At 62.7% G+C, this 21,198-nt stretch carries 18 protein-coding genes; 9 read left to right on the forward strand and 9 right to left on the reverse strand.

The features are described 5' to 3' along the window. Positions 1 to 21 precede the first annotated feature (21 nt). The 5 genes from hpf to IPV69_RS08455 all read left to right on the forward strand — a co-directional run bounded on the left by hpf (position 22) and on the right by IPV69_RS08455 (position 6,700). Positions 22 to 327, forward strand: coding sequence for a ribosome hibernation-promoting factor, HPF/YfiA family (gene hpf, locus IPV69_RS08435; RefSeq protein WP_206294614.1), 306 nt, complete (start codon positions 22 to 24; stop codon positions 325 to 327). 125 nt (positions 328 to 452) lie between these two features. Continuing rightward, on the forward strand, positions 453 to 920 hold the full coding sequence (locus IPV69_RS08440; protein WP_206294615.1) for a PTS sugar transporter subunit IIA: 468 nt from the start codon (positions 453 to 455) through the stop codon (positions 918 to 920). A gap of 90 nt (positions 921 to 1,010) precedes the next feature. Beyond that, a complete protein-coding gene (locus IPV69_RS08445; protein WP_206294616.1) occupies positions 1,011 to 1,328 on the forward strand; it encodes an HPr family phosphocarrier protein in 318 nt (105 codons plus the stop codon). 89 nt (positions 1,329 to 1,417) lie between these two features. Continuing rightward, a complete protein-coding gene (gene ptsP / locus IPV69_RS08450; protein WP_206294617.1) occupies positions 1,418 to 3,157 on the forward strand; it encodes a phosphoenolpyruvate--protein phosphotransferase in 1,740 nt (579 codons plus the stop codon). 171 nt (positions 3,158 to 3,328) lie between these two features. Beyond that, positions 3,329 to 6,700, forward strand: coding sequence for an Rne/Rng family ribonuclease (locus IPV69_RS08455; protein ID WP_206294618.1), 3,372 nt, complete (start codon positions 3,329 to 3,331; stop codon positions 6,698 to 6,700). A 162-nt stretch (positions 6,701 to 6,862) separates the two neighbouring features. Here the strand turns inward: IPV69_RS08455 and bshB1 are convergent, their stop codons facing one another. The 3 genes from bshB1 to IPV69_RS08470 all read right to left on the reverse strand — a co-directional run bounded on the left by bshB1 (position 6,863) and on the right by IPV69_RS08470 (position 10,922). After that, positions 6,863 to 7,534, reverse strand: a complete 672-nt coding sequence (gene bshB1, locus IPV69_RS08460) for a bacillithiol biosynthesis deacetylase BshB1 (RefSeq protein WP_206294619.1) — start codon at positions 7,532 to 7,534, stop codon at positions 6,863 to 6,865. Positions 7,535 to 7,623: 89 nt separating this feature from the next. After that, a complete protein-coding gene (locus IPV69_RS08465; RefSeq protein ID WP_206294620.1) occupies positions 7,624 to 9,723 on the reverse strand; it encodes a hypothetical protein in 2,100 nt (699 codons plus the stop codon). Between the two features lie 14 nt (positions 9,724 to 9,737). Then, the gene (locus IPV69_RS08470; protein WP_206294621.1) at positions 9,738 to 10,922 is read right to left on the reverse strand and encodes a glycosyltransferase family 4 protein; all 1,185 of its coding nucleotides are present in this window, start codon (positions 10,920 to 10,922) and stop codon (positions 9,738 to 9,740) included. 100 nt (positions 10,923 to 11,022) lie between these two features. Between IPV69_RS08470 and IPV69_RS08475 the strand changes: the two genes are divergently transcribed. The 3 genes from IPV69_RS08475 to IPV69_RS08485 all read left to right on the forward strand — a co-directional run bounded on the left by IPV69_RS08475 (position 11,023) and on the right by IPV69_RS08485 (position 12,638). After that, a complete protein-coding gene (locus tag IPV69_RS08475; protein ID WP_206294622.1) occupies positions 11,023 to 11,253 on the forward strand; it encodes a hypothetical protein in 231 nt (76 codons plus the stop codon). Positions 11,254 to 11,330: 77 nt separating this feature from the next. Beyond that, on the forward strand, positions 11,331 to 11,696 hold the full coding sequence (locus tag IPV69_RS08480; protein ID WP_206294623.1) for a (2Fe-2S) ferredoxin domain-containing protein: 366 nt from the start codon (positions 11,331 to 11,333) through the stop codon (positions 11,694 to 11,696). A gap of 54 nt (positions 11,697 to 11,750) precedes the next feature. Next, the gene (locus IPV69_RS08485; protein ID WP_206294625.1) at positions 11,751 to 12,638 is read left to right on the forward strand and encodes a sugar phosphate isomerase/epimerase family protein; all 888 of its coding nucleotides are present in this window, start codon (positions 11,751 to 11,753) and stop codon (positions 12,636 to 12,638) included. A gap of 63 nt (positions 12,639 to 12,701) precedes the next feature. Here IPV69_RS08485 and IPV69_RS08490 read toward each other — a convergent pair whose 3' ends face one another. From IPV69_RS08490 to IPV69_RS08505, 4 genes are all read right to left on the reverse strand, one after another. Beyond that, positions 12,702 to 13,634 carry an alanine racemase gene (locus IPV69_RS08490; protein WP_206294626.1) on the reverse strand — a complete coding sequence of 311 codons (933 nt, stop codon included), beginning with the start codon at positions 13,632 to 13,634 and terminating at the stop codon, positions 12,702 to 12,704. A gap of 83 nt (positions 13,635 to 13,717) precedes the next feature. Continuing rightward, the gene (locus IPV69_RS08495; protein ID WP_315853160.1) at positions 13,718 to 14,746 is read right to left on the reverse strand and encodes a LacI family DNA-binding transcriptional regulator; all 1,029 of its coding nucleotides are present in this window, start codon (positions 14,744 to 14,746) and stop codon (positions 13,718 to 13,720) included. Between the two features lie 152 nt (positions 14,747 to 14,898). Further along, a complete protein-coding gene (locus IPV69_RS08500) occupies positions 14,899 to 16,056 on the reverse strand; it encodes a lactonase family protein (RefSeq protein ID WP_206294629.1) in 1,158 nt (385 codons plus the stop codon). Between the two features lie 108 nt (positions 16,057 to 16,164). Next, positions 16,165 to 16,908 carry a type II secretion system protein gene (locus IPV69_RS08505; RefSeq protein WP_206294630.1) on the reverse strand — a complete coding sequence of 248 codons (744 nt, stop codon included), beginning with the start codon at positions 16,906 to 16,908 and terminating at the stop codon, positions 16,165 to 16,167. A gap of 207 nt (positions 16,909 to 17,115) precedes the next feature. Between IPV69_RS08505 and xylA the strand changes: the two genes are divergently transcribed. Further along, positions 17,116 to 18,300: a xylose isomerase gene (gene xylA / locus IPV69_RS08510; RefSeq protein ID WP_206294631.1), complete on the forward strand. Its 1,185-nt coding sequence runs from the start codon at positions 17,116 to 17,118 to the stop codon at positions 18,298 to 18,300. Between the two features lie 198 nt (positions 18,301 to 18,498). On the opposite strand, the gene IPV69_RS08515 is transcribed toward xylA, so the two are convergent. Further along, positions 18,499 to 20,160 carry an ArnT family glycosyltransferase gene (locus tag IPV69_RS08515; protein ID WP_206294632.1) on the reverse strand — a complete coding sequence of 554 codons (1,662 nt, stop codon included), beginning with the start codon at positions 20,158 to 20,160 and terminating at the stop codon, positions 18,499 to 18,501. An 8-nt stretch (positions 20,161 to 20,168) separates the two neighbouring features. Beyond that, positions 20,169 to 21,179: a DUF6807 domain-containing protein gene (locus tag IPV69_RS08520; protein ID WP_206294633.1), complete on the reverse strand. Its 1,011-nt coding sequence runs from the start codon at positions 21,177 to 21,179 to the stop codon at positions 20,169 to 20,171. Positions 21,180 to 21,198: the final 19 nt, after the last annotated feature.

Here is a 21,198-nt window from a genome sequence, read left to right on the forward strand (position 1 = left end):
TAGGCCGGAAAGGAACGACAGATGATTATCACGATCTCAGGTCGCCACATGGATGTGACCCCCGCGCTTAAGACGTTTGCCGAGGAGAAGGCTGGCAAACTGACCCGCTACTACGACCGCATCCAGGAAATCGAAGTGATCCTGGACGCCGGAAAAGGTGGCACGAATGTGGAAATGATCGTCAACGCCGAGCACAACGACGTCTTCATCGCCAAGGACAACGCTGAAGGCGATGCGTACGCCCAGATCGATGCATGCGTAGGCAAGCTCGAGCGTCAGTTGTCCGAACACAAGAAGAAGCACCGGAACCGTAAGCATCCGGAATGAAGCAGTAGGCCGATGGCAGTAGGCAGAAATGTGCCACGCAGAGGTCGGACGATTCGCTGTTGCTGTTGAGGTTGATCCTCGTTTCTGACTACTGCCTTGCGACTACTTTCCCTATCGAGCACCCTATGAAACTGAAAGAATTCATCGTCGCCGACGCCATCGTCGCCGAGCTGAAGTCGAACGATCGTGACGGCGTCATCAATGAGCTGGTGACGTCACTGGCCGATGCCGGGGCAATCACCAAGGATGCCGTCCCGGCGCTGGTGGCGGCGCTGATCAAGCGTGAGCAGAACGGCTCCACCGGGTTCGGTAAAGGCGTTGCCGTGCCTCACGTGAAGCACGCGGGCGTGACCAAGATGGTCGGCACGGTGGGTCGCAGCGTATCGGGCGTCGATTTCGCCGCCCTTGACCATCAGCCGGTCTACAGCGTGGTGTTGCTGCTCAGCCCCGAGAACCAGCCACAGCAGCACCTGCAGGCGATGAATATCGTTTTCAGCAATCTGCAGAAGGATATGTTCCGGCGGTTCCTGCGGCAGAGCGACACGCGGGAGAAGATCCTGGATCTGATCGACGAAGCCGACGCGGGCAAGTGAGAATCCAAGGATGAAGGCGGAAGGATGAAGGATGAACTACCGCCCGCTCCTTGTTCATCCTTCAGCACTCATCCTTCAGCATTTGATTCCATGCCTTTCGTCTCCCGCGACATCGTCGTCAGCAACAAGCTGGGTTTGCACGCCCGGCCGGCGATGCAGTTCGTCGATCTGGCCAACCAGTTCGCGAGCAACATCACCGTCCGCAAGGCGGCGATACCTGCCGGAGCGAACCCGGACGAGCAGCCCGCCGAAGATGCGGTGGATGCCGACGGCAAGAGCGTGATGCAGATGATCATCCTCGCCGCGACGGAGGGAACCACCCTCAAGATCGAGGCCGAAGGCGAAGACGCGGAAAAAGCGGTGCGTGAATTGGCAGAACTGTTTGACAGCAAGTTCGGAGAAGAGTGAGAAGGAGAAGGATGAAGGATGAAAGCAGAAGGATGAACGTCCATCCTTCACTTCATCGTTCCGCCTTCCTCCTTCATCCTTATCTGTAGATGGAGATCAAGAAAGGCATCAGTGTCGCGCCCGGCGTGGTGATTGCCACGGCCGTTGTGCTGGACGCGGAAGACCTGGTCGTCCCCAAGCGTCATATTGACGCTTCGGAGGTCGCTCGGGAGATCCAGCGTCTGAGTGATGCCATTGGCCAGGCCGTCGTCGATCTCACCAAGCTGCGCGACGAAGTCACTGCGACGGCGGGCAAGGAAATCGGCGGCATTTTCGACGTCCACCTGGGGGTGCTCCGCGACCGCACGCTGGTGAACAGCGTTCTCACCGAGATCCAGGCGCAGCAGATCACCGCCGAGTACGCGGTTTCGGTCGTCATGCGCAAGTACCGGTCGAAGTTCGCGACAATGTCCGACCGCTACATGCAGGAGCGCGTCAAGGACATCGACGACATCGAGAAGCGGCTGCTTCGCGTGCTGATCGGCCAGAAGCACCAGGACCTGGCGCACCTCGACCAGCCGGTGGTGGTGATTGCCCACGACCTGCTCCCCAGTCAGACAGCCGCACTCGACCGCAAACACGTTGTGGGGTTTGCCACCGACGTCGGCGGCCGCACAAGCCATACGGCGATCGTCGCCCGGGCGATGGGCATCCCGGCGGTGGTCGGCCTGGGGAACATCACGTCCGAAGCCAGCGGCGGCGACACGGTCATCATCGACGGCACTCGCGGTTACGTCATCGTCAACCCCGACGCCGAGCAGCTCGCCGAGCACCGCGAGGCCGGCCGCAAGTTCATCGCTCACGAGAACACCCTCAAGGGCATTGCCAAGCAGCCGGCGATCACCAAGGACGGGCACGCGGTCATCCTGCAGGCGAACATCGAGTTCGCATCCGACATCGATGACGCGGTCGCCCATGGTGCCGAAGGGATCGGCCTCTACCGGACCGAGTTCCTCTACCTCGCGAGCACGAAGGAACCGACCGAAGAGGACCACTACGCGGCATACGCCGAGGCGATCCGCCGGCTCGGCGGCAAGCCCCTGGTCATTCGCACGCTGGACCTGGGCGCCGACAAGTACACCCAGGACCGCGCGGCCAACCCGGAGCGCAACCCGTTCCTGGGGGACCGCAGCATCCGGATGTGCCTGCACGACATCCCGATGTTCAAGCGGCAGTTGCGTGCGATCATGCGCGCGAGCGTTTTGGGCGACGTGCGGGTAATGTTTCCGATGATCTGCACGCTGATGGAACTGCGGCAGGCGCGGATGATTCTCAACGATGTCATGGAAGAGCTCGAAGACGAGGGAGTCGAGTTCCGCCGCGACATTCCGATCGGCATGATGGTCGAGGTCCCCAGCGTGGCGATCATGCCCGATGTGTTTGCCAAGGAGGTCAACTTTTTCTCGATCGGGACCAACGACCTGATCCAGTACACCCTTGCCGTCGACCGGACCAACGAGAAGGTGGCGGGGTTGTTTTGCCCCGCTCATCCGGCGGTGCTGAAACTGATACGTGATGTCATTCGCGCCGGCTCGCGCAACGGTATCAGTGTGAGTGTTTGCGGAGAGATGGCCGGCGATCCCTTGTACACCCTGCTGTTGTTGGGACTGGGCTTGAACAACTTCAGCATGAACGGACCGGACGTTCCGGAGGTCAAAAAGGTTATCCGTTCGACCACGATTGAACACGCCCGACAGGTCGCACGCCGAGTCATGAGCTTTGACAGCGAGCGGCAGGTCATGCACTTTCTCCGCGAGGAAACGCGGAAGATTATTCCAGACGCTTTTTAAACGATTCTGTCCTTCGTCATCGGTTCTCAGTCCTTTGTTCCCGGCGTTACGCCGCCACTCGTCGAGCCCAGCATCACTTGGGCGCTCCGAGGCAACGGCGGCGATATCGCTGACGACTTACCGGACACCAGGGGCCTGACAAGGGACAAACGACAAAGGACCAAGAACACTGTGGCCAAAGAAATGCTGATTAACGTCTCCGAGGGCGAAGAATGCCGAATCGCCCTCGTCGAAGACGGCCGACTTGAAGAGCTTTACATCGAACGCACCAGTTCGACCTCTCACGTCGGCAACATCTACAAGGGAAAAGTCACCAACGTCGAAGCGAGCATCCAGGCCGCATTCATCGACTTCGGCCTCGGCCGCAATGGCTTCCTCCACGTTTCCGACCTGCTGCCCGACTACTTCGGTAAGAAGGGCGAAGACGTCGAGGAGTACGTTGGCAAGAAGATGGCCCGCCGCGACCGGCCGCCCATTCAACGTTGCCTCCGCCGAGGCGATGAAATCACCGTGCAGGTAATCAAGGAAGGCATCGGCACCAAGGGGCCGACCCTCAGCAGCTACCTGTCGGTCAGCGGCAAAATGCTGGTGATGATGCCGGGTGTCAGCGGTCGTGGCGTCAGCCGCAAGATCGAAGACGACCAGGAACGCCGCCGGCTCAAGCAGATCCTCGATTCGCTCGATCCGCCGGAAGACTGCGGGTTCATCATCCGGACCGAAGCAGTCGGCAAGAGCAAGACCGACATCGAGCGCGACCTAAAGTACCTCGCTCGGCTCTGGGAGCAGATGAAGAAGAAGCGGGACGCGAGCAACGGCCCGACCGAGCTCTACACCGAAGGCGACCTGGTCACCCGGACCATCCGCGACGTGTTTAACACCGATGTCGATCGCGTGATCGTCGACAACGCCGATGTCGCCGAGCGCGTGCGCGATGTCGTCCGCCTGACGAGCCCCAAGGGCCAGGACAAGGTCGAGGTTCACGACAGCCCGATCCCGATGCTGCACAAGTACGGCATCGAGCGGGACATCGAGCTGATGTACAGCCGGCACGTGCCGCTGCCCAGCGGCGGCTCGCTGGTGATTGACTCGACCGAGGCCGTCGTGGCGATCGACGTCAACAGCGGCAAGTTCCGCGACCACTCCGACGCCGAGACCACCGCCTTCAAGACCGACATGGAAGCAGCCGACGAGATTTGCCGGCAGCTCAAGCTGCGGGATCTGGGCGGCGTGATCATCTGCGACTTCATCGACCTGCGCTACGAGCGGCACCGCCGCGATCTGGAACAGCGCATCGTCGACAACTTCAAGAACGACCGCGCCAAGACCAAGGTGCTTCGGATGAGCCAGTTCGGCATCATCGAGATCACCCGTCAACGGATGCGGCCTTCGCTCAAACGGTCGGTGTACTTCGATTGCCCGCACTGCAAGGGTGCCGGGCTCGTCAAGACGCCCGAAAGCATGAGCCTGGATGTCATGCGCCGCTTGGCGATCGCGATGAACGACCTGAAGGTGTTCCGCGCGGAGCTGGCCGTCTGCGGCGACGTGGCGATCTATCTGAACAACAAGAAGCGCCGGGCGCTGGCCGACCTGGAAGACCGCACGAAAAAGCGCGTGCTGGTGAAGACCGACCCGACGCTCGGCATCGACGAGATGCGGCTCGATCTGTACGACAACCGCGACGGCATGGTGCTGCTGCCGGAACTCAGCGACGTGCTGACGAGCCACCCGCACACCAGCCAGTTGCACACCCGCCCGCCGGGCAAGCACGCCCCGGGCAGCCCCGGTGGCGGTCGCGGCGACGCGCGTCGGGGTAGCGGCAGCAGGTCTCCCGAACAGCGACGCCAGGAACGCGAACGCGAGCTGGCCGATGACCGCCTGGAGTTCGACGACGAGGAACGTGAACAGCACGGCGAACCACGTCGCGACGAACGTCCGCGCGACGAACAGGGTCGGGAAGAGCGGGGCCGTGACGAACGGGGCCGTGACGAACGCAAACCCGAAGGTCGCGGCAACCGCGACCGCAAAGAGCCGCGCCGAGATGATTCTCGGCGTGACGAACCGCGACGGGATGAACCGCGCAGGGACGATCGTCCGGCCCGGCCGGACAACCGAGGCGGGCCACGCGATCGCCAGTCGCCGCAACAGGGCGGCCGGGGCGAAGCGCGTCCCGACCGCCAGGGCGAACGCCGCGATGGCGGCGGGCGCGAAGGTGGCGGCCGTGACGGCGGTCTCCGTGATGGCGGTCCCCGTGACGGTGCGGCCCGAGATGGCGGCCAGCGAGACGGCCGACGCGACCAGCGCGATCCCCGGGATCGCGACCGCCCGCAGCGGCAGGACAATCGCGAAGACAGCCGCGGACCCCGAAACGACGCCCCGCGCGGCGAACGCCCGCAGGGCAAGCCGCCCCGCGCCGAACTGCCGGCCGGCGGCCCGCCCGCCGACGTCGCAGGCGATGTCCATGGCGAAGGTAGTGGTGAGAACGGCGGCGAGAATGGAGGCGAGAACGGCGGACGTCGTCGTCGCCGCCGTCGTCGTCGCGGTCGCGGCCGAGGCCAGGGTCAGGGCCAGGGACCGAACTCGAATGAGCCGTTGACAGCGTTCGGCGACTACCCGGAGGAAGGCGACCGCCCCGCCGGCGAAGCCCCGTTCGGCGACGAAGACCAGTACGAAGAAGGCGCCGAAGCCGGTGAAGGCGAGGACGCCGAGGAAGTCGCCCAGAGCGACGACGGTCGCCGCGACAACCGCGACGCCCGTAACGATCGAGGCGGCCAGCGCAACGATCGCCGCGAGTTCCCCAAGCCGCCGCCCCGTCAGGCCGACGAGCCGTCCGGTCCGACGGACGAACATCGCGATGACGACGACGACCTCGGTCCTGCACCCGAGCCGGTCGAGTCGGGATATGAGGAAGAGTACGACTACGGCGACGACGAAGAAGACGCCGATACGTCGGAAGATCGCCCGGCGGACGAAGGCGTTCGTGCCGACGTCGCAGCGCGTGACCAACGAGAGCCCGGCGAACCGGCTGTACCCGAAGTGACCGATACGCCCCGCGTGGAGGTCACGGCCGAGTCGCAAGCCCCGGTCGTCCAAGCTCCGGCAGAGGCCGAAGCCGAGACACCCGCCGACGGCGAAAAGCCCCGGCGACGAGGCACGTCGGGTCGAGCCAAGTCCGGTGCAGCGGCGGCGAAGAAGCCGGCCGCGACCGGTCGAGGTGGCAAGGCTGCCCCGGCCAAGCCGGCGGCCAAAGCCGCTCCGGCAAAAGCCAAGGGCAAGGCCACGGCGGCACCAGCGGCTTCCAAGAAGCGGACGGGCAAGAAGTCGGACGACAAGCCGACGGATGCACCGCGTGCCCGGATCGCCGAGGCGTCACCGGCAGTGGTAAAGCGTCGCGGTGCCGACAAGCACCTCGTCGCCGAGCCCGAGACCGAGGCCGAGTCGACGCCCGAAGTCGAAGTCGAACCCATCGCCGATATCGCCCCGCCGACCCCACGCCGGTCGCGGACGTATCGTGATCTCGACGCGATCCCGGACGACTACGATTGAGTCGAGCGACATGCAGAAGCAACGAACGCCGGGCGAGAAATCGCCCGGCGTTTTTCGTTGGAGTGGCGTTCCTGATGAGCGGTCGCACCGCACGTGCACTCTCTGAGCAGTCCACGTCGTTAAAGAGTGCACCTACGGTGCAACCGCTAATCGGTGGTGCTACTAAACCAGTTGATCCAACCCGCCCAGGCCGAGGACTTCATAAGTAAAGAATGGCTCGGCGTGCGCCGTTCCGATCCGTCCACCGAAGTAGGCACTGATCCCCTTAACCATGTCCGTCACGGCCGGCTGGTGCCCGAACTGCGACGGGTAACACGCGATCGATTGCATCTTCTGGTCGATGGTGTCGCTGATGTCGATGCAAAACGTCGGCTGAAAGCTCATCCGGAGGTGCGTGCAGAAGTAGTAGATGATTCGCTTCGGATGCCACGGATCACCCGGTATCGACGTCTTGGACAACTTCGCGTCGAAGCGCGCGTCCTCGCAGATCCGTGTGACTGCGACATGATCGGGGTGCGCGTCGGTCGGAAAGGGAACAAACAAGACGTCAGGTCGGTGTGCCCGAATAACCGCCGCAACCTTGTGGCGTGCTTCGATCGTATGCTGAACTTCGCGGTTCTTCAGCCCCACCAGCGACCGCTCAACACCAAGCGCCCGGGCGGCGTCGGCGGATTCCCTGGCGCGAATCTCAATAGTACCGTGTGGCGTCGGCTCGCCATTGGTCATGTCCACAAGATGAACGTAGTGCCCCTGCCGGTGCAGCTTGGCGATGGTGCCGCCCATGCCAAGTTCCTGATCGTCGGGGTGCGGACCGAATACGAGAAAGCGTGCCATAGTGGGATCATAGGGAGTGCTGAGCGAAAAGTGCTGAGTGCTGAGTTGAAACGCCTGGATGAGCGCTCAATTCATTCACCTCTACACCTTCATTTCACCCTCGCCGCAAGCGCGGCGGCTACAACCTCCGCCGCCGCGGCGTCGCCGGCATCGCGATGGCGTTTCCAGAGTTTGATCGCGAACGATGCGTACCGCTCGGTGGCGAACGGCTGGTTGTCCATCGGTGTCATGAGCCGGCCGATGTGTCCCGCCAGGGACGTCGGCAATCCGGAGCACGGGTCGCCGTACGGCAACTGGTGGATGACGAACCGCATGAACGGGCTGTACCGCTCGTGCAGCGGCTTGAAGGTCACCGGGGGCGTGGCGTCGGTGCTGTAGGCCTCGAAGAGCGAACCGAGCGATTCGCGGTACGGCGCGATCACCGCCTGTACGTCGGCCGCGTCGATTCGCCAGTCGATCCATCGCGACAGGGGTTCTGCTTTGCGGACGACGACCTCGAACATGACCGCTTCGGCCAGCGCTCCGCGCAGCTCGCGCATCTGCTCCAGACGCTGCATCTTGCTCGTGTCGGCCTTCCTGCCGGCGGCAAGTTCGCTGGCAATCTCGGCGACGAGTTCCTTGCGGCGGGTTTCGAAAGCGGGCAGTTTGCCGCGCGTGTAGAGCGATTGAACGTCCTGAGTGACCGGTGCCGGCCATTCCAGTTCCGAGGCGAGGTCGGCGAGCCGCACCATATCCGCCATCGCCCGCCCCGCTTCGTCTTTCGCCGCCGAAGGCCGCGGATCGTTCAGCGCCGTCAGCAGGCCGGCGAAGCGCCGCTCCATCGCTCCGGTCGGGCGCGGCTTGAACGTCAGCAGCACCTGCAAGGACTTGGGAACGGCCTCGTACGTTTCGGCTGACGCGATCGCCTGTTTCATCGATTCGAGCCGTCCCGCGAGCGAAGCCACATCGACCGTCTGGCCAACCTTGCCGAGCACCGACGCATCCATCAGGAACGCGTCCCGCTCCGCGGTCGCAGCCTTGATGGCGTCGGCGACGGCTTTGGCTTCCTTGGGCGGCAGCGGTTGCGGCGGCGTGGCGGCGCGGGCATCGAGCCTTGCTGATGTCTCCAGGAACGCCTCGACCGTCACCATCAGCTTCCCGGACTGATCCTGGTTGTCTCCCGCCCAGGCAAACGCCGGCGCCAGCTTCTGTTGAAGCTCCGGTTTCAGATTCAATCTGCGGATTCGGGCGATCGTTCGGGCGTAATCATCCAGCGACGCCAGACGACTTTGGCCGGACGAGCGCGTGCGTGGATCTGAGAACAGTGCCAATCCGTCGGCAAGCCGCTGTTCGAGCTGGGGTCGAGTCGAGGCGTCAACCGCGGTTCCCTTGGACAGGGCCTCCGACAGGTCCAGCGCGCGACCGGCCGTCGATGACAACTGCGCTGCCTCGGGCAACCGTTTGGGATCCGCCTTCGACTCGGCTTCGGCGTTTATCGCCAGCGTCAGCAGGTTAATCACCTGCCGCTTTAACGGAGCGGACACTGCAAGGGCATTGGCACGGCTCAGTGGGTCGAGCGTAACCGCCGGCTGGGTGGAAGCAGGTCGAACCGGTTCGGACCGTGTGACCACCGCCGGCCGCATGAGCGGAATCTGCCGAACCTCAGCCGGCAACGGTCCGGCCGCCGCCACCAGCAGCGAGCCGATCTCGCGACATACGTCGTCGATCTGCTTGATCTGCTTCAACTCCGGCAGCTTGTAAGTCAGGGCGTGCAACCGAGTCATCCCGTCGAGCTGCGGCGCGGTGGGCCGGGGCATCGCCTTGAAAAGCTCGGTCAGCGTACGCGCGGTGTCGAGAAGTTCCTGGGCACGCAGCATCGCCGCGATCTGAACCTCGCTTTCGGCCTTCTCCGCCGAGGCGGCGGCGAGCAGCCATCGGGCGGTGACCCGAAGATCGATCAGCAGTTCAAGTCGGGCCGCGCCGTCGGCGCCGACATCGCCGCGAAACTGCAGGTATGCCGCCAATTCGTCGTCGAGCGTGGCGAGATCGGCGTCGATCACTGGTTTGACCGGGAACGCCTTGGGGTCGCCTTTCTGAGGCACCTTCCGGCCAGGAGGGTTGTTCTGGGCGAGTGCCGAAGTCTGGGGCGCGATCGCGGGCGTATAAGCCGCCGCTGCGGCAATGACCAGGGCATAAAGTTTCGATCTCATTCCTCGCTCCGTTTCTACTTCACGTTCCACGCCTCGCCCGGGCGATTCTCTTCCCACGCCTTGCGATAGACCGCTTCCAATCCCGCAACCATGACCGACGTGTCGAACCGCGACAGCGCAAATGCCCTGCCTGCCCGGCCCATGGTTCGACGCAGATCTCCGTCACTTGTTAGACGTTCGATGGCGCGGCCCAGCTCGGGTACGTCGAATGCCTTGATCAACATGCCCGTCGTGCCATCAAGGAGGCCTTCGCGGTTCCCGTCCACGTCATAGGTTACGGCCGGACAACCCGCGAGTTGCCCCTGCGGCAGCGCCCTGGCCAGACCTTCTCGACGCGACGGGTGCACCAGGATGTCCATCGCGGCAGCGAGTTCGGGAACCTGCTCGGGTGGAACCAGGCCTGTGAAAATGAAGCGGTCTTCAAGCCGCATCTGTCGAATCTTCAACTGGAACTGTTCCCGCAGCAGGCCGTCTCCGACCCACATGAACCGAAGGTTCGGCAGCTTCCGGCACAGTTCAGGAGCAAGCGCCAGCAGGTCTTCGTGACCCTTCATGTGAAACAGGCGTGCTATCGTACCGGCGACGACATGGTTGCTCTCGATGCCGAGCTTGCTGCGGGTCACTTCACGCGGCGTGGCCGGTTCAACGAACGGCCGGGTGGCCATGCCGCTGTAGACGGTCACATACTGCTTCGGCACACCGACGCCGCCGGCCAGCGACTGGTCGCGCATATCGTCGGCGACGCAAACGATGCGATCCGTCAGTGGTGCCGCCTGGCGTTCGAGCATTTTGTAGACGTGGTTCACCACCCGGCTCTTTGATGCCGTGAATGCCAGTCCGTGAATCGTATGAACGATGACCGGAACTTTCGCCCGGTCGGCCGCCCACCGACCGATGATGCCTGCCTTGCTCGAATGGGTGTGAACGACGTCGGGGCCGATTTCCTGGAGGCACCGCACCATCCGGTGATAGGACCGGTAATCCCTGATCGGAAGGATCGAGCGGCGCATCTCGTCGACCACCTCGACGCGATAGCCGTAGCCGCGGGCGCGGTCCATAAGCGAACCCTCCGGCCCGATCGCCGGCCCGGTGATGAGCGTGACATCGTGCCCGAGGTCGTGTTGGCCTTCGCAGGAGAGAAGCGTGTTCTCCTGTGCGCCGCCCACGATCAGGCGGGTAATAATGTGGACAATTCGCATGTGTCGGCTGTGGACCGCCGTGGATTGAAGCGTATTGAAGAGTAATGGCTGGATGACGGCATGGAAAGAACATCACCGCCCACCCGTGCTATAATCGGGCATGGCACTCACATGCAACATCGACGCAAAGGGGAAAGTCGCCCGTCTGATCTTCGGACTGATCATGATCGCCGTGGGCATCGTCACGGCCGTCTTCTGGGCTGTCGGAACGGGTGGCTGGCTGCCCTGGACGGTGAGCGCGGCACTGGTGGCTTTCGGCGCGTTCGGTGTTTTTGAAGCGCGGGCAGGTTGGTGCGTGATGCGAGCGATGGGCTTCAAGACCTCCATGTAGCTTTCGGCTCGCAGCGCGAGACCGTGAGTCGATTGTGCAGGCATGCTCCCGACCTCGGTGGCAGTTACAATCCGTCCATGGCCAATCCCGATCGACTCCCGCCCGAAACGATGGCAGCGCAGTTCGGCGTTGGGGCACTGGCTCGCCACCTGTTTGTCTGCCTGGGCCCGTCATGTACCGACGTGGCGACCGGACAAGCGACGTGGGAGTACCTCAAGAAGCGGCTGAAAGAACTCGATCTCGCCGGCAAGAACGGGCCGTGTTTCCGAACAAAATGCGATTGCCTGCGAATCTGTATCGCCGGCCCGATCGCGGTCGTTTACCCGGAAGGCGCCTGGTATCGCGATGTCACGCCGGCCAATGCCGAGCGGATCATCCAGGAACACCTCATCGGCGGTAAAGTGGTGGACGACCTCTGCTTCGCGAGAAACCCACTGCCTTAAGACGGACCGGGTGTAATCCGGTTTCGCCAATCCGAGTCCCGCGTCGGCACTGCATTGAACCTCCTCCGCACAACTTCGGGTCTTCCGATCGGCTTTCGCCGAACGAGGTCGGCGTGGCAGCAGGATCTGGCCGCGCTGCTGGCGTTCGCTCGAAAGGCTTCGTTCTCCTTCGTGGATTTCGGCCCCATCGACGCTTCCGCCGCGCGGTCTGTCGTCAGCGACGGGGTAGCGATTGGGACGGCAGATCTGCTGGACTGGTCGTCAATGGTGTCGCCGGATGCCGGGCAGCGGGCCGCCGCGGTCATCGCCAACGCGTCGCATATGCGGTCGCTGGCGGGTGTGGGCGTCACCCGCTTTCTCACGGTGATCGTGCCCGCAGAACCGGCGGCAGCGAGGCGGGATAACTTCGCCTGGGCCGTCGATTCGTACCGATCGCTCGCCAGGGCTGCATCGGAGTTGGGCGCTTCGATTCTGATCGAGGGCGCCCCCGGACGACCACCGCACTTCGCCAACCTTGCCTGCACACCGAGTGATCTGAGAGCTTTCATCGCGGAGATCGATTCGCCGGCCATCGGCGTCAACTACGATCCATCGCACCTGGTTCGCATGGGCGTTGATCCGATCCGATTCCTGCGAGAGTTCGCGTCACGCATTGGGCATGTCCATGCGAAGGACACCCTGATACTTCCGGAGGCCCGTTACGAGCACGGGTCGCTGCAGCAGGCGACTTTCGCCCAGCCGTTCGTGTACGGGGCGTTCGACTGGCGATATGTGCTGCCGGGTCGCGGGTCCGTACCTTGGAAGGAAGTCTTTTCTGCGCTGGCGGAGGTCGGCTACGAGGGCAAGGTCAGTATCGAATTGGAAGACGCGGATTACCTGGGGCCAGCCGAACGCGAGCAGCAGGGACTGCTGGAAGCGGCACGAACACTGACTGCTTGCTAGATCTGCCTCGAAACTCGGGCGACGCGTCAGTAGGGGCAGACCGCGACAGGCAATTTCAAATCTTCACCCAATCCAGCGACGTTCCCCCATCCCCGACATTCGGACCAGCGCTTCCTGCGGCGATGTACCCCAAGCGGTCGCGATCAGCGCCTCGGTGATCTGCGGTCCCATCAGTTCGACCGTGTCTCCGACACGGTCATGCTCCGTGCACTCAATGAATGCCGACTGCATGCCGACCTCGAGAATGCGTGTGACACGGCCGTTCACGGCACAGGAGCCTGGGCGCAGCCCATTCGAATAGCCAGCAAGAACGACCCCGTGCCTGCGAGCGGCGAAGCCGCTGTAGCCGGCCGGTCCGTCAGTATCGGTAACCTCTACGAGCGGCACTGAAACGGTCGCCGCGCCCCGGTAGAGAGCAAGGCCAGGCCGCACCGCGTCGAGGCGGGCGCTAGGCTCGGCAATCAGCGCAGTTCCAGCGGCGTGAAGGAAAGGCACGCGGCCGCGAAGGGCCGTCGCGAATGCCACCGCCTGTGTCACCGTTGTCGCGTGTGTGTAGGCCTCTGTGACACCGCCCGAGTGGAGGATGGCGTCGATGTTGCGGTCGTCTGAGATTGGAACGCCAAACCGCTGCTGACCCGTATCGACCGAAAGCACTGGCGAAGCCCGGCGAAGCAGCCGGGCTGATTCTGAGTCCCAGACCACGGGCTGTGCACGCCGGGAAAGGTAGTCGTCGGAATTCATCGATGCGGCTTGCACGACAATCGTGCGCTTTCCGGTGTCGGCGAGCCGCGCCGCGATCGCTTCGGCGAGTTCGAACACATAGAAACCGTCGACGAGATCGGCGATCACGGGAGCAACTCGGTCAGCGCCCAGTCCGTATGCGTCGGCCTTGACGACGCCAATGAGCGGCACGCCGGCGACACGGGAAAGCAGCTCGGCGTTCTTCCGAATTCGAGCCAGGTCGATGGTCACGGCGACATGACGGGATGGGGTCATAAGGCGTCAGGCAGTGCGGGGTGGGCGATAGATCTCGACCAATGACTACATCACTTGAGCACCCCGCAGGTCTGCCAGTCGACTTACGGCTTCTTGGGCCCCATCGCGATGCTCTCAACCTCGCGGCCGGCGATGCTGTCGAGCAGTAGCTTGGCGGCGGCCTGCCCGACGTCTTCGATAGGCTGCGGCAGTGCGTACAGCGAGATGGCGTCGCTGTGCGTGGGGGCCACACGGTCGAAGACCGAGATGCCGAAGCCTTCCGGTGCGGCACTGGGATTGGCGCTCGCATAATGCAGAATCGCCTCAACCGCCTCCCCGCGATAGAAGACCGCCGCCGTCGGCTTTGCCGGATGGTTCAGGAGCAGCTTCGCGTTCTCATAGGCGCTGAAGTAATGAGCCCCTTCACGGGTTCGGTCGCCACTCACCTGGTACGCGATCGTGGTCGGTTCCAGGCCGGCCTGGCGCATGGTCTCCTCGTAGCCGCGCCAATGTTCCCAGGCCGTCCAGTAGAGACCCGGAATTCGCTCGCTTGTTCGATAGTCAGAGTGCGTAAACAGTGCGATTTTCTTGTGCCCCTTGGCGATGAGCAGTTCGGTCGATGCGACCGCGCCGGCGCGATAGTCGAGCGTGACGCGCGGCGCACCATCCACGAATCGGCCGAACACTTCCACCAGATGAGTGCCCGCTTGCCGCATTTCCGCGAATCGACCCGCGTTTGAAGCACCGGTGGTCCCGACAGCGCAATTCACAATCAAGCCGTCAACCCGGCGGTCAATCAGCGTGCGGCAGTTCTCGGCCTCGTCCTCTGTACTGACGTGGGTAAGAAAGATCGGCGCATAACTCTGCGCGGTGCACATCTGCTGAAAGCCTCGAGTGAACCCGGCGATCAGCGGGTAATTGACGGCGTTAAACTGCAACCCCAGCAGGAAGCTTTTGCGTGCCCGCAGACCTCGCGCGGCGATGTTCGGTCGATAGTCGAGCTCTTTCGCGGCCTCGAGCACCTTCTTCCGAGTCTCGGCAGAAAAGCGGACGTTGTAGCCGTTTAGAACCTGATGAACTGTCGGTATCGACAACCCCGTCCGTTGTGCGATTTCTTTTAGCGTCGTAGAAATGTGCGGCCTCCCGTTTGATTACCCTTCTAAATATACAGGATTAGGCCCGGGTTAACGCAAGAACTCATCTGAGAGATGCACAAATATTGTGCAACCCGGTTTCCGCGGGACGGTCGTTACCGTGCTTCGTCCCCGACGAATGAAGTATCTTGCTATTGCGCGAGAAACTTGATGCACACCGGCGATGCCACTGGGACCGCTCCACCAACGGGGGTGAGCGTGCCGTTGTCGCCGTCGATTCGAAACGCCTGCACGGTATTCGACCCCTGGTGCGCGGCGATGAGGAAGGTCCCGGTCGGATCGATGTTGAAGTTTCGCGGCGTCTTGCCGCCTGCGGGGGTATGACCGATGGCTGTCAGTTTGCCCGTGGCACCGTCGAACGAAAAACCTGCGATCGAGTCGTGCCCGCGATTCGATCCATAGACGAACTTGCCAGACGGGTGAACCACCACTTCCGCCGTCGAGTTTCCCTTGTGCTCGGCGGGGAGCGTTGAAAGCGTTTGGATACCGCTCAGCGTGCCCTTTTCGGGATCCCAAGCCAGAGACGTCAGCGTGCTGTCGATTTCATTGATGACGAACGCATGGCGGCCGTCGGGATGGAACGCGAAGTGCCGCGGTCCGGCACCGGGCTTGGCGGCGAAAAACGCCGGCTCGTTAGGGGTCAGCTTCCCAGCGGCGGCGTCGAACTTGTACACCAGGACCTTGTCCAGTCCCAGGTCGGCCGAGACGACAAAACGCTGGCCCTTATCAACATAGATCGAATGGGCGTGCGGCCCCTTCTGCCTGGCCGGGTTAACGCTGCTTCCTTCGTGTTGAATGACCGATGACGCCGGCGAGAGCTTGCCTTCTGCACTGATGGGTAGGCACGCGATCGCCCCGCTGCCGTAGTTCGCGACCAGGACGTTCTTGCCAGCGCCGTCCACGGAAACGTGAGCCGGGCCCTTACCGCCTGTCGTTTCACGATTGATCAGCGTCAGCTTTCCATCGCCACCGATCGCGAATCCCGAAACACCGCCGCCGATTCCCGCTTCTCCGACTGCGTAGAGGAACTTGCCGCCCGGCGCAATCGCGAGAAATGACGGACTGACGGTCTCGGCCGCCAGTTCCGGCTTAGACAGCGCGCCGGTCTTGAGATCGAGCGTGGAGGTATAGATCCCCTTGCTGCCGTCGGGTTTATTGTTGGTATACGTGCCGAAGAAGACCCGCATTGAAGAGGGCTCCGCTGCGCTCAAGGGCGCGGCGACAAAAGCGGCCAGCGTCAGGGCGACGGTGGAACAAAGCCGTTGAAAGCCGGAAAAATGACGAAGCATGGGTTTCCTCGCGAAGTGCCGTCACCGTCGCCGGGGACGCCCGGCGGCGGAAGGTATGTAGGTTACACCGGTCGTGGCGATCGGTTGACGTGGCTTCGCGTCGAACGGCTACGTCCCGCCGGGCGGACCCGGAATGTCCTTCTGCAACGGTTTGGACTCCGCATTCCAGCGTAGCCGGTACAGCTCGCCGAGTTCTAACTTCGCAGCATGACCGTCAAGAAAGACGAGGTTCGTCCACTTGCCGTGGCGCCAAGTGAGGAACCGCCCCATATTGGATTGGCCGCTTTGCGATCCGAGCCAGAAGTCCGGCGGGAGCGGATCTGTTTCGCGGGGCCAGCCATCCACCCAGGCGGCGTCCGCGAACACGGGAATTTCGTCCGGGCCTCGTGCATTCATCTTGTGAGTTGAGGTGCTGTTGGCGTACTTGTGGTGAAGCCAGCCATTGAAGCCGTAAGAACCGTAGTCGTCTTTGAAGAAGTTCCCGGCGACGGGGTCTGCATCCGGACCCCAGGTGCGAAAGGCCGATCCCCAGCCTTTGCTCTGAGTCTGCGCGTCGGGGCAGGTTCGCACTGCGCCGATATTGGCATAGCTGACGCGCATCTGATTCATCCAGAAGCGCTGGTAGGTCGGATCGTACATGAACGACTGCCCCTTGTTCTCGTTCGTGTACATGATGAAAGCGGTGCCCAACTGGCGAAGGTTGGACAGGCATTGGATCATGCGGGCCTGCTGGCGTGCCCTGTTCAAGGACGGAAGCAGGATGGAGATCAGCAGCGCGATGATGCCAATAACGACAAGCAGCTCGACGAGCGTGAATGCCGATCGCTTGCCGGTAACACTTTGTCTCTGCATCGGTTTGTTTCCACACGGGCAGCCCCAACTCCAAAGAGTATACCACGCCGACGACCCCGCGCTCTAATTGACCGATAAGACGCTTTCGACGACACTCCCGCCCCTACGCAAACAGCCGTTTTTGCTATGTTTCGGCGTTAACGTGATCGCCGACGACGGACCGAACACATTATCCTACCGACCCAACTGAAAGAGGAAGAGGACACTATGGCCAAGAGCGCCAACCCAACCGACAAATATGCTCCGGACAAGAAGCTGAAGTTCACGTTCGGTCTCTGGACCGTCGGCAACCCAGGCCGCGATCCGTTCGGCGAACCCACCCGGCAGAAGCCCGATGTCCGCCAGATCTGCGACATTCTCGGCACCGCCGGCGCGTATGGCGTTAACTTCCACGACAACGACCTGATCCCGATCGACGCCACCCCCGAGCAGGCGGCACAGATCAAGAGCGAGTTCCGCAAGGGCCTGAAGGATAACGGCCTGGTCGTGCCGATGGCGACGACCAACCTCTTTTCCGACCCGGTCTTTAAAGACGGCGCATTCACCAGCAACAATGCATCGATCCGCGCTTACGCCATCCAGAAGACGATGCGGGCGATGGACCTGGGTGCCGAGTTCGGCGCGAAGATCTACGTGTTCTGGGGCGGCCGCGAAGGCGCCGAGAGCGACGCGACCAAGAACCCCGTCGATGCGGTCAAGCGATTCCGCGAGGCGATCGACTTCCTGTGCGAATACAACATCGAACAGAAGTTCGGCTATAAGTTCGCGTTCGAGGCCAAGCCGAACGAACCCCGCGGCCATATGTACTTTGCCGTCACCGGCAGCTACCTGGCGCTGATCCCGACGCTGGCCCACCCCGAGATGTGCGGCGTGAACCCGGAGTTCGCCCACGAGACGATGGCGGGCCTGAACTTTGTCCACCACGTCGCCCAGGCGCTGGAGATGGGCAAGCTGTTCCACATCGACCTGAACGATCAGGAGATGGGCCGGTTTGACGAAGACTTCCGGTTCGGCTCGACCAGCTACAAGTCGGCATTCTTCCTGGTGAAGATGCTGGAAGACTACAAGTACAACGGCCCCCGCCACTTCGACAGCCATGCCTACCGGCAGTCGGACATGCAGGACGTCGGTGCGTTCGCCGCCGGCAGCATGCGGACGTACATGATCCTGAAGGAGAAGGCCGCCCGCTGGAACGCCGATCCGGAAATTCAGGGCCTGCTCAAAGTGATCAACGCACAGGACCCGATCAGCAAACTGACCAAGAACTACAGCAGCGGCAACGCCAAGAAGCTGCTGGCGGCCCCGCTGGACCGCGTCGAGCTAGCCAAGGCCCGGCTGCCGTACGAGCAGTTGGACCAGTTGACGGCCGAGATTCTGTTCGGCGTGCGGTGAGTCAGGCAGGGTCCGCCTTGGCGGACGCGAGAGCGATCGATACGAAACAAGGCCCGGCGTTGCAGATGCAACGCCGGGCCTTTGCGCAGCTTGATTTTCGATGACGACCAGCGATACCGCGGTACAATCCGGAACATGGCGACGCTTTTCAGCAGGCGGAAGCCTGAAACGTGCGATACCCTTCCAGGACGGGCCTCCTCATTGATTCAATTCTATAGCCACCAGATACCGGTCGGCGTAACGCCGAACGGCATTCTCTTTGGCGTTCAGCGTCGCCGCCTTGTTCGCAGGGAGGATGATCAGAACCGGAGTGGGGCTTGCCAATGCCGCACGCAGTTCGGCATCACCCCCGCGCTGGCCGTGCATGTGAGTGAGATAGATCGACATCTGGGGGCGCGCGATCTGGCCGTCGGACCAGCGGTCACCACGCTTGGCCGGTACGTCGACCAGCAGAACGCTGACCTGTCCACTACGGATGGCGGCCTCCGATCGTCGGTAGGTCTCCCATAGCCCCGATGGATCGGACATCGCCTCCAGACGCGCGACGGCCAGCCATCCGGCGAAGCCGGCCAGCAAGACCACCACGCCGTTACTCAGCCAACGGGCGAGTGATCGGTATCGCAGACGACAGCTGATGCGGTATGCGGCGTCGATGATCATCCCCCCCATCGCGATCGCCAGCGGCACGAATGCAGGGTAGGCGTAATGCAGGAACTTCTTCTCGGCCACCGATATCAGCGCGATCCAGCCAATGCCGGCGACTGCGAGGAACCCGGCAGCCGAACGCTGTTCGCGCCGTCGCCATGCCATGACCGCAAGCCACACCATCGCAGGCATGAGCAGCAGGAAATGCCGTGACGATCTCGGAACTGCGGTCAGGTAAAAGTGCCACGGTCGATCGCCGGCCTGATCACCACCGCCGCTGATGGCGCCGGCGATCTGCTGACCGAAGAGGTGAGTCGTAAACTGGTCGGGGTAGCGAAGATGGTTGATCACATACCAGGGCGCGGCTATCGCGACCAGCGGGAGACCAACGGCGGCGACAATCAGAATCAGCCGGTTGGCATGGGCAAGCGTACTCGCTTGCCTGTGAGGACCGCCCTCGGACATTCGCCACGGACCGGGGAGTAGGCTTGCCCGTGCCATCCGATCCCATCGCGCAATCGCAAATACGAAGATGACCAGCAGCATCGGCACGCCGCCCAATGGCTTGAGCATCGACGCCACCCCCGCGATTGCACCGATTGCAGCCCATCGACGCGGCGAGACGCTCTTTCCTGGCCAATAGATCCAAAGCATGGCGGCGTAACAGGCCGTCAGACCCGCATCCATTCCGCCGAATCGCGTACCGTGGTCAATCAGAAACGACCGGTTCGTCAGCAGCAGCAGTCCCGCGATCGCGCCGACCTCCCATCGGAACAACTTCGCACCGAGTAAGCCGGTCATTACGACCGCGACAATCCCAAAGACGGCCGACCAGAAGCGATACTTGAACTCGAACCCCGGCAGCAGGTCATAAGTGGTTGCCGACAGCCACATGTAGAGCGGCGGCTTGTTGAAGTAGGGATGTGGCGGCGTGGGGGAAAGCGTCCACCACTCACCCGATTCGCGAATCTGATCGGTCGCCAGCGCGTAAAGCGATTCGTCGGGTTCCATCGCCGATCGGCCCAGCGACGGGAAAAGGACGACCGACGCGATCAACGCGAGGCCGGCCACCAGCAACAAAGACGAATGGCGCGGGGCGGGAATCGTGAGGGTGGACGGCTCATCCATCGAAGCAGAGAACTTACGGCGACGGCGCTGCGTTGTCATGGACGACCATCGAATGCTCGGCAGGTCGTCGCCCGTCGCGTCCGCCAAGGCGGACCCTACTTCTTCTTCGGCGTCAGATCTCCGGGCGGGGCGGCTTTGGCGAACTTGTCCCAAGTGGCGGCGAGATCTTTGACCTCTGGCTTTCCGTTGTGGACGTACAGGCCGTATCGGATCTTCAGTGGTTTGCCGGGTTCGATCGTCTTTGCCTCATTCAGTGTCAGCGACGCGCCCATCCATCCATCGCCGCGGACGTGGAATCCTGTGGGAAAGCCGGGGTTTAATGGGTGGTCCATCAATGTGATGCCCTCGATCGCCTGGTTGGTGATCGGGCCGCTGTAGTCCACCCACTTAGCCGATTTCCAGAAGATCTCCTTCTCGCCGACCGCACCCTCGGAATTGCGAATAACACCGCCGCCGTCGTGAGTGCCGATGGTCTTGGCCATCCGAACGCCGATGGGGCCGAACGGCGTCTTTCCGAACGTCACTGGTGCGGTGCTTTTGGGTGGCGTCTCGAACTGCAGGTCGATCGTAAGCAGCAGTTCGTTATCTGGCAGCAGATCGATGCGGGTCTGACGGCGCTCGACCATCAGGACGATGCTCTGCGGTTTGCCATCGGCCGAGACTGTGCTGATCCAATGATTCAGCGACCGGATCGCCGCCGTCGGCGTGCCATACGCGCCGGCAGCGCCTTCGTCTTCATAGGCCTCGATCTTCTGGTGGCTGATGATTCCCTTGCGGCTGTCGCTCCAGAAGCTCACGCCGTTGACATCATGATGGCTGATCCAGATCGAGTTGTGATGACTGTGTGACGTCGGATCGCGTGGATGGCCCATCCGCACGAGCGATCGACCCGACGGCCCGATCAGCGGATACAGAAACGGTCGATTGAGCGCGGCACCGAAGTGATATCGGGCGACCTCCATGCCGTCCCGGGTGAAGGACGCCTGGTCGTACGGCAGCGGCAGAATCTGCAGTTGCGGCACCGGCTGCGTCGCGGGACGCGAGGCCGGCGCGGCCAGGAGCGGCGATGCCAGGGAGAGAAGCACGAAGAGAGCACGTACGAGCACAGTCGCCTCCGGTCTTCAC

The sequence above is a fragment of the Humisphaera borealis genome, assembly GCF_015169395.1.
GTDB classification, from domain to species: domain Bacteria; phylum Planctomycetota; class Phycisphaerae; order Tepidisphaerales; family Tepidisphaeraceae; genus Humisphaera; species Humisphaera borealis.

What these genes read in the sequence shown, in the direction of transcription:
- hpf (WP_206294614.1), top strand. Translation starts at nt 22, where the DNA reads ATGATTATCACGATCTCAGGTCGCCACATGGATGTGACCCCCGCGCTT.
- IPV69_RS08440 (WP_206294615.1), top strand. Translation starts at nt 453, where the DNA reads ATGAAACTGAAAGAATTCATCGTCGCCGACGCCATCGTCGCCGAGCTG.
- IPV69_RS08445 (WP_206294616.1), top strand. Translation starts at nt 1,011, where the DNA reads ATGCCTTTCGTCTCCCGCGACATCGTCGTCAGCAACAAGCTGGGTTTG.
- ptsP (WP_206294617.1), top strand. Translation starts at nt 1,418, where the DNA reads ATGGAGATCAAGAAAGGCATCAGTGTCGCGCCCGGCGTGGTGATTGCC.
- bshB1 (WP_206294619.1), bottom strand. Translation starts at nt 7,534, where the DNA reads ATGGCACGCTTTCTCGTATTCGGTCCGCACCCCGACGATCAGGAACTT.
- IPV69_RS08465 (WP_206294620.1), bottom strand. Translation starts at nt 9,723, where the DNA reads ATGAGATCGAAACTTTATGCCCTGGTCATTGCCGCAGCGGCGGCTTAT.
- IPV69_RS08470 (WP_206294621.1), bottom strand. Translation starts at nt 10,922, where the DNA reads ATGCGAATTGTCCACATTATTACCCGCCTGATCGTGGGCGGCGCACAG.
- IPV69_RS08475 (WP_206294622.1), top strand. Translation starts at nt 11,023, where the DNA reads ATGGCACTCACATGCAACATCGACGCAAAGGGGAAAGTCGCCCGTCTG.
- IPV69_RS08480 (WP_206294623.1), top strand. Translation starts at nt 11,331, where the DNA reads ATGGCCAATCCCGATCGACTCCCGCCCGAAACGATGGCAGCGCAGTTC.
- IPV69_RS08490 (WP_206294626.1), bottom strand. Translation starts at nt 13,634, where the DNA reads ATGACCCCATCCCGTCATGTCGCCGTGACCATCGACCTGGCTCGAATT.
- IPV69_RS08500 (WP_206294629.1), bottom strand. Translation starts at nt 16,056, where the DNA reads ATGCTTCGTCATTTTTCCGGCTTTCAACGGCTTTGTTCCACCGTCGCC.
- IPV69_RS08505 (WP_206294630.1), bottom strand. Translation starts at nt 16,908, where the DNA reads ATGCAGAGACAAAGTGTTACCGGCAAGCGATCGGCATTCACGCTCGTC.
- xylA (WP_206294631.1), top strand. Translation starts at nt 17,116, where the DNA reads ATGGCCAAGAGCGCCAACCCAACCGACAAATATGCTCCGGACAAGAAG.